General features: G+C 47.0%; 11 protein-coding genes. 1 reads left to right on the forward strand and 10 read right to left on the reverse strand.

Annotation, left to right across the window (positions count from 1 at the left end; translation table 11 throughout):
* Positions 1-45: 45 nt before the first annotated feature.
* The 9 genes from VN379_RS03265 to VN379_RS03305 all read right to left on the reverse strand — a co-directional run bounded on the left by VN379_RS03265 (position 46) and on the right by VN379_RS03305 (position 9,042).
* On the reverse strand, positions 46-273 hold the full coding sequence (locus VN379_RS03265) for a hypothetical protein (RefSeq protein WP_325530749.1): 228 nt from the start codon (positions 271-273) through the stop codon (positions 46-48).
* 257 nt (positions 274-530) lie between these two features.
* A complete protein-coding gene (locus tag VN379_RS03270) occupies positions 531-989 on the reverse strand; it encodes a transposase (protein ID WP_325530751.1) in 459 nt (152 codons plus the stop codon).
* Between the two features lie 313 nt (positions 990-1,302).
* Positions 1,303-2,514: an ornithine--oxo-acid transaminase gene (locus VN379_RS03275; protein WP_325530753.1), complete on the reverse strand. Its 1,212-nt coding sequence runs from the start codon at positions 2,512-2,514 to the stop codon at positions 1,303-1,305.
* A gap of 19 nt (positions 2,515-2,533) precedes the next feature.
* Complete coding sequence (locus VN379_RS03280; RefSeq protein ID WP_325530755.1) at positions 2,534-4,210, reverse strand: M20/M25/M40 family metallo-hydrolase; 1,677 nt, start codon at positions 4,208-4,210, stop codon at positions 2,534-2,536.
* 24 nt (positions 4,211-4,234) lie between these two features.
* Positions 4,235-5,137, reverse strand: coding sequence for an agmatinase family protein (locus tag VN379_RS03285; RefSeq protein ID WP_325530757.1), 903 nt, complete (start codon positions 5,135-5,137; stop codon positions 4,235-4,237).
* Between the two features lie 36 nt (positions 5,138-5,173).
* Positions 5,174-5,965 (reverse strand): ABC transporter permease, encoded by a 792-nt coding sequence (locus VN379_RS03290; protein ID WP_325530759.1) that lies wholly within the window; start codon positions 5,963-5,965, stop codon positions 5,174-5,176.
* Positions 5,955-6,785: an ABC transporter permease gene (locus VN379_RS03295; protein WP_325530761.1), complete on the reverse strand. Its 831-nt coding sequence runs from the start codon at positions 6,783-6,785 to the stop codon at positions 5,955-5,957. The genes VN379_RS03290 and VN379_RS03295 overlap by 11 nt, the downstream gene beginning before the upstream one ends.
* Positions 6,782-7,978: an ABC transporter ATP-binding protein gene (locus VN379_RS03300; protein WP_325530763.1), complete on the reverse strand. Its 1,197-nt coding sequence runs from the start codon at positions 7,976-7,978 to the stop codon at positions 6,782-6,784. The genes VN379_RS03295 and VN379_RS03300 overlap by 4 nt, the downstream gene beginning before the upstream one ends.
* The gene (locus VN379_RS03305; protein WP_325530765.1) at positions 7,954-9,042 is read right to left on the reverse strand and encodes an ABC transporter substrate-binding protein; all 1,089 of its coding nucleotides are present in this window, start codon (positions 9,040-9,042) and stop codon (positions 7,954-7,956) included. The genes VN379_RS03300 and VN379_RS03305 overlap by 25 nt, the downstream gene beginning before the upstream one ends.
* Before the next feature lie 715 nt (positions 9,043-9,757).
* Here VN379_RS03305 and VN379_RS03310 point away from each other — a divergent pair.
* Positions 9,758-11,116, forward strand: a complete 1,359-nt coding sequence (locus VN379_RS03310; RefSeq protein WP_325530767.1) for a sigma-54 interaction domain-containing protein — start codon at positions 9,758-9,760, stop codon at positions 11,114-11,116.
* 103 nt (positions 11,117-11,219) lie between these two features.
* Here VN379_RS03310 and VN379_RS03315 read toward each other — a convergent pair whose 3' ends face one another.
* On the reverse strand, positions 11,220-12,698 hold the full coding sequence (locus VN379_RS03315) for an Lsa family ABC-F type ribosomal protection protein (RefSeq protein ID WP_325530769.1): 1,479 nt from the start codon (positions 12,696-12,698) through the stop codon (positions 11,220-11,222).
* Positions 12,699-13,120: the final 422 nt, after the last annotated feature.

Raw genomic sequence — 13,120 nt, forward strand, 5'->3', positions numbered from 1 at the left:
TTTCTACATCGATTATGAAATTCCTCCCATGTTTCAGTAAATATTTTAGGGATGAACAAAGCAAATTAACTCGCCCGGTTTGATCCATTCTTCTTTAAAATAGGGATAAGACGGAGAGCCGACTGTCCCTGAGGTGGCCGTACTAATGATATCGGCATCCTTGACTGCCGCTTGCAGGCTATCCACAACTAATTTATCGATAGACGCCCGGCTACGGCCATGAAAATAAAGGCGCCCAATTCCTGTGGAATCAGACGCCTTTATCTTATGCACCTATTGTGACATTCGCAAAGGGCGTGTCGCAAAACGTTTTTCGAAAAACGCAAGCGACACGCCTTTTTTATGAAAATAAGCAGGAAAAGCCTAGTGAGGGAGTGAAAAGAAGGAGCCGTAGCCGATTTATGGACACAACAAATCAGAGGAAGGCTCTCCCCCTGGAAAAAGCATGTATTCTTCAACTGTTTCCACCGCCCGCTGCAGTGGCAGTTTTCGCTGCCCCTTGCCATGGGCAAGACGATACCTTGCTGAACTTACAGCGTTTTAAGCCGTTTACGCAGCTTTTTCAGGTCTTTGGCCTTGATCTTCTGACCAACGTGAAATCGCAGCTCAAACTGGATCGCCAGCGGTGGCAGCTCTACTTTCATCTTTTCCTGCGTCTTGTATTCATTCTTTTGTGTCGATTTCTTCCAGACAAAGCTATAGCGGTTGGCATTAGCCTCCAGTTTAGCTCCATCTATGAATGCGCTTGAGAGCGACAGTTCGCCTGCATCGGCCAATAACCGCACAAGCCGGGAGAACAGGTCATCTATCACCTCGGTCAGCCGCTCGCTGCGAAACCGGGCGATCGTGGCGTGGTCCGGTGCTTTCTTGCGGCCTAGCAGGTACATGAAATTGACATCTCGCCGGCAGGCCTGTTCCAGCTTGCGACTGGAGTAAATGCCATTCATGTATCCATATACGAGAACTTTAAACAAACGCTTCGGTGACATCTCGATTCTCCCCGTTCGGGAGTACGCGGCATACAATCTTCTGTAATCCACCCTTTCCATGACCGCGTTGAGTAATCGCACCGAATCATCTGCCGGGATCATTTCGCCTATATCCATGGGAATAACCAGTTGATATACATTCCCGTTTGTTGTATAATCTGGTTGTAATTTCTTTGTATTCACAACCTTGATTTTACAACAAAAAATGGCAACCGGCACTAGCCGGAAGCCATTTTTTTGTTTTTTTAGGGCCGTCTTAGCGCGACAGCCCCCTACTTTTTTTCGTTATTATCAACAATACGGCTCTCCCCGGCTAATCCTGAATATGCCTGGCATCAAAAACCTGCACAATTCGCTGATACGCCCAGTCAAGTTCCTCTTCCGTAATCGTTAGCGGCGGTGCAAATCTAATGGTACGGGAGTGTGTTTCCTTACACAGAAGCCCTAATGTTTTGAGTTTCTCGCAGAACGGGCGGGCTTCCTTCGTTAATTCCAGGCCGATAAATAAGCCTTTGCCACGGACTTCGCGAATCACCGGGCTTCGCAGCTCGCGCAGGCGGCTGACAAAATGCTGGCCCAGGGTCAGTGAGTTTTCCACTAACTGTTCTGTCTCCAGTACTTCCATGGCCGCGATGGCCACCGCGCACGCCAGCGGATTTCCGCCAAAGGTGGAGCCATGCGATCCTGGTTCAAAAACGCCCAATACCTCTTCGTCAGCAGCAACGGCCGAAATCGGCATCACCCCGCCGCCCAGGGCCTTGCCCAGCAGATAAACATCGGGCACGACATTTTCCCACTGGCAGGCAAACATTGCGCCGGTGCGGCCAAACCCTGTCTGAATTTCATCGGCAATCAGCAAAACCCGGTGTTCATCACAAATCTTACGCACCGCCTGCAAATACCCCGGCGGCGGTATGACAATGCCGGCTTCCCCCTGGATGGGTTCTACCAGGAAGGCTACGGTATTGGCGGTAATCGCTTGTTGTAAGGCTGCCGCATCCCCGTAGGGGATAATTTTGAAACCGGGTGTAAACGGACCAAACCCCTGCCTGGATTTTTCACTGGAAGAAAACGAGGTAATGGTAAGCGTGCGTCCGTGGAAGTTTCCTTCACACACAATGATTTCCGCCTGATTTAGCGGTACTTTCTTGTGCTGATAGCCCCAGCGCCGTACCGCTTTTAATGCCGTTTCCACAGCCTCAGCCCCGGTGTTCATCGGCAAAAACATATTTTTTCCGGTAAACCTGGCTAGTTTCTCATAAAATACGCAGAGCTTATCATTATGAAAAGCCCGCGAAGTCAGCGTAACCTGATCGGCCTGCGCTTTAAGCGCCTGAATGATGGCGGGATGACGATGCCCTTGGTTCAATGCCGAATAAGAACTCAGCATATCAAGATACCGGTTTCCTTCCGGATCTTCCACCCACACGCCTGCCGCTTTTGTAATCACAATAGGTAAAGGATGATAGTTCTTCGCCCCCAGTTTTTCCGTACGGGCAATAATATTTTCCGATATCGTCATCATGATACCACCTTTCTTTAGTTTAACCAATCAGCAGTTTTTCCAGTGTCTTTTCCAGAATAAAGGGCATAGCGTCAAAAGAATAACTACACGACAACCGCTCCGAAAGCTTATGCGCATCCTTGCCATAGGGCCCGATATTGACAACCGGCATGCTGATTCTTTGAATAGCCTCCACCGGCAGAGAATAGCTGCGCTGCCAGGCAGGCATATTATTTTGCAGGCCGTCCAGACTGTCTTGCGTCCGCGGCAGACTGCAATAACTTAAATCGGAAATATAGGGATAAAATTTTCTCATTACAATGTCATAGTTAAAATGGCTTCTGGCCGTTTCTACGGCCTCACCGACTGCCGCTAACAGCTGCTTTTCCCGTTCTTCAGTCCCTTCCACATAAATATGCGGATAGTAAGGCGGAGCAAAGTACACAATGATCTTCGAATTCTGATCCGAGTAGTTTTTGTGCACTTCCTGCACCACTGCTAAAGAAAGCTCACGGTCGTCCCGCCCTAACTCCTGCAGCTCTGCGATCACCTTCCCGATAAGCGCGTCAATGCTATCCCCTTTTTCAGCTTTTACGGCTTGGTACAGTTCTTCAAAAGTCAGAACATTTGCCTGCCAGGGCAGTTCCTGAAACGGTATGCCGGCCAGTTCGCAATATTGCCGGTACTCGTTGGTAAGACGGGCAGTAACCTTTTGAAAAGCCTGCTGCGCTTTCTCTTTGTATTGAGCCAGGACTGCTTCCGGCTGGCTGAGATGGGTGGAATGATTAAAATATACAGCGACTGCATTGACCGTCTGCACCGAGTATTCCTGTTTCAGGTCCCGGAGCTGCAGGCTAACCGGCGGTAACGTGACTTCCCCGTCCGCGCTGTCGCACATCCCTGTACACATATCAATCTCATTGACCACGCCGGCTGCCAGTAAATTGGCGTCCAAACCGTTAAAGGCTTCGCCCACGTGTGTTTCCTCACCATAAATATAAAAACATGGCAGCAGCTTTCCTACCGTCCCAAGATAGACATATTTATGAGGATCATTGGGATAACGCCCGGTCATGTAATCAGTATCTACCGCCGCAACGAATTCCCATCTCTTGCTTTGGGCCAGACCGGCCAGGTCTTGTACCGCCGACAGCATGCCTGCCGAAGCTCCCTCTTCATCCGGCAGCCCCAGAAATACAAAGTTGCCGGTCAATTTTTCCGCCTGCTGCGCAAATAATTCGATCATCACCATCAGTGCCGCCACACCAGCCTTCATGTCAAAAATTCCCCGCCCGAACAGCCACTCCGCCGATTCAATATCCTCCCGGTTTTCTTTACTGAATTGAATCGATTTCATTTGCTCCTGCAAAAGCTCGGGCCTGCAGGCATACTCTTTCAATTCGCCGTAATCTTCGATCCCGGCGGTGTCCATATGCCCTAACCCCAAAACGGTGCGGACAGGCTGCTGCGGCGGCGCTTTGCCGCCTTCTACCACGGCCAGCACGCATTGCCTGCCTAACGCATCGCCACGTACCGGCAGCAAGCGCAGTTGGCCGGGATGCTCTTTAAAATAGGGCAGCTCGCCCAGCTTGCGGTAGATTTCCCCGGCAATCGCAACTTCCCCCGCCGTCCCAACCGTACTATTGATTCGGGTCAGTTCCAGCGTGATTGCTTTCATTCTGCTGCCCACCCAGGCTTTGTGCACGATTTCTCCCATGCCCCAATTTCTCCCTTTCATTCTTTATGCCTGACAAGCCGCGTAATAATTAGCGACAATATAATCAAATACCAGTCTGGCCGCCACCGTACTCGTCATATCGTTGTAATCTGTCAGTGGATTGACTTCCACAATATCAATCATATCCACATACGGCGCCACTTTTTTGACAAAGGAAAAAAGCTGGTAAGAAGTAATCCCGCCCGGTTCATTTGCGCCCGAACCAGGGGCAAAGGCCGAATCCAGCACATCAATGTCAACAGTCAGGTAGATATGCTGCGTCCCGCGTCCGGCCACTTCCAGTGCTTTCGCCGCTATAGCGTCAATGCCTTTTTCGAAAATTTGCCCCGGCGGTATTACGGTAATGTTATTCTCGTTAATATACTGAAAATGCTCGGCATAATTATAGCCTCTGATACCGATTTGCACGACATTGTCGCCTTTTATTTTTTCCATTTCAATGGCGCGGCGAATCTCGCTGCTGCCCGAATATTTTCCCTGCACAAAAGAGTCTTCCACCAGATCCAGATGGGAATCCAATTGAATAATGCCAATATTGCCGCCGGCATGATCATGCAGCGCCTGAAAACCCGGCAAAGTAACAGAATGGTCTCCCCCCAGCAGAATGGGTGAGTATCCGCCGGCAAGCAGCTGCTCAATGCCTGCCTTGATTTCCGCCAGGCTTTGTTGGTGATTGTAGCGCGAGATCAAAACATCGCCGAAGTCTTTCATTTCAATGTCAGCCATGTCCACAATGCGATGGGCCTCGGTGTCATAAATCTTGTTGTCTTTAATCCGGTTTAAAATCCACTGCAAAGAATTCCTGATTTTACCCGGTGCGTACCGCGCGCCGGGTAAGCCCAGTGAAGCCGAGGTGTCATATGCCAGGCCAAGCAGGCCGAATTTCGTTTTGCTAATATTTTTCATGAGTTTTATTCCTTTCCGGGCAAGTTTTTAGAGAGGTTATAGGGCCAGATAACGGTGGATATTATACCGTCTTTCCAACAGGACGACAAAAATGCCGGTGACAATAATGGTTACACTGGCAAGGGCGGTAACCACCGGATTAATATCCAGCATAATATATTGAAAAATTCTTATGGGCATTGTTACGAGATCCACCTGAACAAGAAACACCGTAACCGTATACTCGTCGATCGATACCAAAAAAGCCAGCAAAGCGCCCGAAATCAGGCTCGGCCGCATCTGGGGAAAGATAACCGTGCGAAAAACATCCCACGCACCTGCCCCATGCACGATGGCTGCTTCTTCCAAAACCGGATCACTGTGCCGCAAACTGGCACAGGCAATCCTGACCACATACGGGCTAATGACGATGGAATGCGCCAAAATGATAGCCGGCGACGTACCCAGCAGTCCTAACGGCACAAAGAAAATCAAAAGGCCAATGCCTGTCGTTACCAAAGGTACAATCAGCGGCCCTAAGAAAAAGGACTCCATGAAATCCCTGCACGGCAGATTCCCCTTCACAATGCCCAGCGCCGCCAGAACGCCCACAGCCGTTGCCAGTACCGTGGACGCAACCCCGATATACAACGTTGTTCCCACCGACGCCAGCAGCATACCGTCATTGATCAACGCCGCATAATGCTGTAAGGTAAAGCCGGCCGGCGGAAAACTGAACATGTTGGAGCCGGCGAACGACGCGGGAATAATCATCAAAACAGGTGCCAGCATAAACACCATGATGAGAGCGATAATAAAAGAGTACAAAGCATCCCATTTATTTGGCAAAGTGCGACCTCCTCTCCAACCGGTTCATCACGACAAGCACCAGGACAACAAGGGTCAGCAATACCATGGACAAGGCCGCGCCCAGCGGCATATCGCCAATTTTAATAATGGCGTCATACGCTAAGTTGGCAATCATCATATCCTTAGGACCGCCCAGCATGCGCGGCACCAGGAAGGTACTGGCCGCCAGGGCGAAAGCAATGGAGCCCCCGGAAAATACGCCCGGCAACGACAGCGGAAAAGTCACCCGGCAAAAAGTTGTCAGGCGTGAGGCGCCAAGGATTGTCGCTGCCTCCAATAGCGCCGGCTCTACTTTCTTTAAGGAGGCATAAATATTCAGCACGACAAATGGCAAGGCATAGTGGACAATGCCGATGACAACAGCCGCCGTGGTAAACAACAGGGTAAACTCTTTGTCTGCCACGCCAATCCCCTGAAGAAATTGTAATAGCGGCCCCTCTTTACCCAAAAAAATCATCCAGCCAAAAAAACGTATGGTCAGGCTCATAAACATGGGGGTAATGATGGCCATCAGCCAAATCCCCTGCGATTTAACCGGCCGGCTGGCAATATAGTAGGCTAAACTATAGCCAAGGCATAAACTAACCAGTGTGGCGATCACGGAAACCCAAAGCGTCTGGAATAATACCCGCAGATAAACGCTGCCGGTAAAAATTTTTATATAGTGTTGAACAGTAAAACTGCCGCCTTCCTGCAAGCTGGTCAGTAACACCTGAAATACCGGAAAACAAAACAGCGCGGCGATATAGACCACCGCCAGCCACCCGGCGGCAGTATAGAATATTTTCATGGCGTTCATGGAAATATTACTCCTTTTTCCCCGGTTAAAGCATCTGCCCGCTCCCCGGCTGCAGATAAAGAAATAATATTCGCCCTATCCGCCGGTTCCGGCTGGTAGAAAGCAATCGAGTCCGCCGCAAAAGAAATCGTTATGCCGGCGCCTGCTTCCGGCAGGGGTTTTAGCATGGCCGGGGAAACAGCGGTAATTTCCAGATCTTGCTCCAGACTAAGTTTCAGTTCCGTCTGCCCGCCCAGATAACGGCAATCGTTCACCCTGGCGACAACAAGCTGGCCATGTCCATTTGGCGGTGAACAATACCGGTCGCTTTGATCATGAATCCGCACGGCATTGGGGCGCATCATAATTACGCCCCTATCTCCCGGCCTGCAGCCGGCGCCAAGATGGCCGACAGGAATTTGCAAGCCGCCCAGTCGCGCTTGCTGCCCGCTTTCAAGCACCGCCCCCTCAACACGGTTGGTATAGCCGCAAAAATCCGCCACAAATAAGGAAGCCGGCCTGCTGATAATATCCAGGGGTGTAGACAGTTGTTCGATCCTGCCTTGATTGAGCACGGCAATGTTATCCGATAGATACAGCGCCTCATTTTGATCATGGGTAACATATACCGCGGTGAAACCAAGCGACTTGTGCAGGTTGCGAATTTCCTGCAGCAACTGCTCCTTCAGCCGCGCATCCAAATTAGACAGCGGCTCGTCAAAAAGCAGCAAAACCGGTTCTACCGCTAAGGCTCTGGCCAGACTGACCCGCTGCTGCTGCCCGCCGGACAATTCCCTGGGTTTTCTCGCGGCAAGGGGCGTCAGCCCCATAAGTTCCAGATACTTTTGTACCTGCTTTCCGGCCGCTTCCCGCTCCATTTTGCGCACCGTCAGACCAAACGCAACATTTTCCCACACCGTCATATGGGGAAAAAGCGCATATTGCTGGAATACCATGCCAAGATTCCGTTTGTTCGGCGGAGTAAAACTGACATCCTGACCTTTCAAAATAATCTTGCCTTGATCCGGTGTGACCAGACCTGCAATCATCCGCAGAAGCGTTGTTTTACCTGAACCGCTGGGTCCCAGCAAAGAAAGAAATTCGCCTGCCGCAATATCAAAACTTATGTTCTGCAATACGGGATGATCCTGGTATATTTTGGTGATCGATTGCAGCGAAACTGCCGTTTCTATCTGGATGTTGCTTCGACCCATTTTATCAACCAGTCCTTCCTTTGCTGCAACAGCTTATTCCAGTCCGGCGTAATCAGGGCGTCAATGGCTTCCTTACCATAAACCACACCCTTGCCGGCCAGGGCCGGCTCCAGCTTAGCCTCCCGGTTGGTTGGTCCATAATACATATCTTTGGCAAAATTCACCTGAACCTCAGGATTCATACAAAAGTCGACAAATTTGCGGCTTAATTCCTGATTTTTGCTGCTGGCTAATATGCCCTTGGTCGCCCGTATCAAAACTCCGCCTTCTTTCGGGATGGTGAAATCCACCGGTTTGCCCGCCTCCTTCATCGCAATGACCCGCCCGTTAAAATAGGAGGCAGCCTGGACTGCGCCGGAACCAAACAGCGCTTCAGGCTCCGAAAAGGAAGAATAATATTGCACCACATTGGGCGTTACCTCTTTAACGGCCTGCCAGACCGGGTCCATATTCTCATAAGTTGCCTGTCTGGCTTTTGCTGTTAGGATGATATCGGGAATCCACTGGGACATCATGGCTACTTTCCCCTTCATTCCGGGGTCCCAAAAAACATTCCACGAGTCCGGCTTCGCCATTTCTTTCGGATTATAAGCAATGCCCCAGGACCCGAATTGATCGGCCAGTCCAATGACTTTGCCGTCATCGCTTTTCAGGAATGTTTGCGGATACAACTGCTCCCAGGTAGAAAAATCTTTTTGCTGCAATTCACTCAGCAGCCCTTTATTCCCTAATTCAACGATATCGAAGTCATCAAGCGAAACAATATCAATCTGTTCACCGCCGCCTTGCGCCAATTTCGCTACGCCGGTATAGGGCGCCAGTTTTATTTTCACGCCGGGATTCGCGGCCTCAAATGGCTGTACCACGTCTTTCATGAACACTTCATCGTATTTCCCGCCATAGGTGGTGACAACAAGCTGCCCAGAAGCGGCCTGACCTTGTTTGACTGGTGCAGCTTCCTGGCTTTTACCGCAGCCAGCCAATAACCCCAGCGTTAAAACCAGTACCAGCGCCATAAGAGAACACCATCTGCTGCACAAGTTGCTTTTCATATTTTTTTTCACAATTACCCCTCCATTTTTATACTTTGGACTACAGCCATAACCAGGCTTTACAAGAATCAGACCTGAATGCACTAACCCCTCCTTATCCACCATCCTGGAACTGGCCAGGGAATTAGCCTGCTAAACCTCCGGCATTGCTCCCCTGAATTCGTTCACCTGCGGATACAAAGGCGCCGTTCAGGGACCTAGACACTCTAGATCACTGAACGGCGCCTTTGCCGTCAACTTGTTTAACGATAAACATTTCAGGTTCGTTTCATCGTCAGACCCCAAGTATTTTATTTTACTTTTTTAAAGCCGGTAGAAAAAGAAGATTTTTTGTACTTGTCAATATATGCAACTTTCATGCCAACAACCTTACTCTTTTATAAAACACTGCCGGAACCCGGAGGTAATCTGAAAGCCAACCGCTACTACGCCCTTCATCGCCCCCGGCGGGATAAGTGCCGTCTGGCCCCCGGCAAGTTTGTCCGGGCTCAGATAAGGACGAGAACTCTGCTTGATGTTATATTCACTTTATCATAAAACTGCCATTTAAAACAGCACCGCTAGCAAAGGTTGTACAAATTTTCGACACATGGAAAAACCGTCCAAACGCCTGATAAGTCTTGATATAATTCAAATTCATAGACAAAAAAGGGTTCTATGGTGTAGTGTCGAATATCCATAAAATATTTTAGATTTTCGACACTACTTATGACAGTGAGGGATAACGATGTACGAAAATATATTAAATCAAATGAAAACGCTTTTTAAAAATACCGATTTAATTATTATTGTAGACCGGGAAGGTAAAATCATGTATTATAACAACTTTAATGACCGGTTAAATAAGATTGGTCATACCGATGCGATCGGTAAAACAATCTTTGAGCTGTATCCCTGGTTAACCAGGGAAAACAGCACGATCTTTAAAGTAATTGAAACCGGTGAACCGCTTGTAAATCATTTGCAAAATATTAAGCTGGACGCAGAAAACTCAATATACGCTTTAAACACAGCCTTTCCTTTAAAAAATGAACAGGGTATAATCGGAGCCATTGAAATCTCCACCGACCTATCGAATAAACATAAATCTTTGAAGTACAAAAGAGCCTATAGCAACGCCGGTGCCAAATATTCTTTTGACGATATCATTACCAGCAACAATCGCATGATAGAATTAGTCAACATCCTGAAAAATTCCGCCCAAAACAATTCAAATATTTTTATATACGGCGAAACCGGCACCGGCAAAGAGATATTTGCCCATGCTATTCATGGCGAAAGCCCACGAAAGAATAAGCCTTTTATTGCGCAGAACTGTGCCGCTATCCCGCCGTCCATTATGGAAAGCTTATTTTTCGGCTCAACCAAAGGCAGCTATACCGGAGCAGAAGATAAACCCGGTTTGTTTGAACTGGCCAATGGCGGCACAGTCTATTTAGATGAAATAAACTCCATGCCGCTTGATTTGCAGGCCAAACTGCTGCGTACTATTGAAGACCGGACTGTGAGAAGAATTGGCGATAGCAAGGATAGTAACGTAAATATCAGGATCATTACGTCGACGAATGAAACTCCCGCCCAACTATTAACACAAAACAGAATTAGGACCGATTTGTTTTTTCGCTTAAATGTGGTCAATATCGAAATTCCCCCGCTCAGAGAGAGAAAAGATGACCTGGACATCCTGCTTACGTATTTCATTGATACCTATAATCACCAATTCAACAAAAATATTAAAACCATTGATCCCGCCGTAAAAACCTTGTTTGAACAGTACCAATGGCCAGGCAATATCCGGGAATTTAGAAACTGCATCGAAAGTGCCTTTAACCTGGTGGATAACACTCCATTCATTACCTTACGCCACATTCCCAGGTATATCACCGATTGCTTACCGGCCGCCGTAGCCAGTCCGGTCAACATAAACAACACACTGCCTTTGATGATGGAAGAATATGAGAAAGAGACGATTAAAACCATCCTTGGTAAAAATAATCTTAACGTCCTGAGAACCGCTAATGAATTAGGCATTCCCAGACAAACTCTGTATTATAAATTATATAAATATCATCTACTCAATCATTGAAGAAGCAAGCTCGGTGCAGCTTGCTTCTTTGCTTTCCTTAAGCCGCAACCGGCGTTTACATTACTTGGCGTGACTTTAATTAGCTAGTCTGTTTTCCTTTTGCTTACAGGTCAACAATCTTCGTTGCAATATTTTTGCAAAATTCACTGTCATGCTCCACAAATAGAATAGTTGGCGAGTATTCAAGCAGTAATTCTTCTATTTGCATACGAGAGATAACATCGATAAAATTAAGTGGTTCATCCCAGACATGCAAATGAGCTTTCTCACAAAGGCTTTTGGCAATCAGCACTTTTTTCTTTTGTCCACCACTAAAATCAGACATGTCCTTTTCAAATTGAACTCTTGAAAAATCAAGTTTTCTTAAAATAGCCTTAAAAAGACTTTCATCAATACCATGTTCGGTGGCATAGTCGGTTAAGTTGCCCCTAAGGTGTGAGGTATCTTGCGAAACATAGGATATTTTAAGCTGGCTTGCTTTCCTGAAAGTGCCTGTATAAGTGATGTTTTCTCCGCAAATCAGCTTAATAAGGCTTGACTTCCCTGAGCCGTTTTTACCGCAAAGCGCTACTCTGTCACCCTGCTCAATGGTAAAACTTACGCTCTCACAAGCTGTCTTCTCAGCATAGAATAAAGCTACATTTTCAATCTCTATAAATCGGTCTGCATGAAAATTAAGCTGAGAAATTTTTAACCGCTCAGAGCTTTCAATATTTTTGAGAAGCTTAGCCTTATCCTCAATAGCTGATTGTTGTCTTGATTCGATTGCCTTAGAACGTTTCATCATCTTTTCAGCCTTGTGACCTAAATAACCTCTATCCGGCCTTAAACCTGAATTCCTGGTACCCAACTTTGTTTTCTCCACTTTATCCGACCAATCAGATGTACGTTTTGCGGCAGATGACAAGCGGGTAATATCTTTTCGGAGTTTTTCGTTTTCTGCAAGCTCAAAATTGTCCTGCATCTTTTTGTTTTCCCACCAAGACGAAAAAGTCCCTTTTTGAATTTCAATATTTGTTTTGTTAATTGAAAGGATGTGGTCAACGCTGTTATCAAGAAAGGCTCTGTCGTGAGATACCAAAATGAAACCACGTTTAGATCTGAGATAGTCACTGACAATTTTTCTTGCCTGCATATCAAGGTGGTTCGTCGGCTCGTCAATCAGCAAGAAACTATTCTCTTTAAGGAACGAGGTTGCAAGCAACACCTTTGTTTGCTCTCCGTTTGAAAGTGTATCAAAAGGGCGATATAAAACGTCCTCTGAAACCTGTAGCAAGGATAACTCGCGCATAACCTGCCACTGGAGGTAGTCCGGATAAATATTTTCAATTACATCAATGGTGCTGTTTTCCGGATTGGTTACCTTGAAAGGAAAATACTCAAAGCTTACTTTTGCCGAAATAGTCCCGCTGTATTCATATTTACCAAGCAATAAGCTGAGGAATGTAGTTTTGCCTCTAGCATTTCTGCCTGTGAAGCCTAATTTCCAATCTGTATCGATTTGAAAACTTACGTTTTCAAATATGTTATCATAACTGCCATCATAGCCAAAGGTGAGATGCATCACGTTTATTAGTGACATGGCTTACCCTCCTGTATAAAAATTATGAGCTGCAAGAAAGTAAATTCTTACAGCTCATAAAATACAGCAAAGCCAAGCCTATACTAGGTGTGACCAAGATATATCGTTGAGTGAAAAGAATGAATTACTTTCTTGCATAAGCACAACAAAACAAGAGGCATGACGTGCCTAAAATTTTTATTATGCTTAATCAATTAGCAAGAAAGAATTTTCATCTTTTCAACTCCAATCACTTTAGTTGTGAATAGCATATCATACTGCTTTTCAAAATTCAACAAACAAAACCTGGGGATAAATCAGACAAGTCTTCACGATGACTCCTTACATATCTGGAGGAGATGGGGCGATTTTCAAAAGCCCTAATCCCTGCTTACACAAGGATTGAGTCATTTGGAACTGTTAGAGATGATACGGTTCATCTC

It is taken from the genome of Sporomusa sp., assembly GCF_035561255.1.
Taxonomy (GTDB): domain Bacteria; phylum Bacillota; class Negativicutes; order Sporomusales; family Sporomusaceae; genus Sporomusa.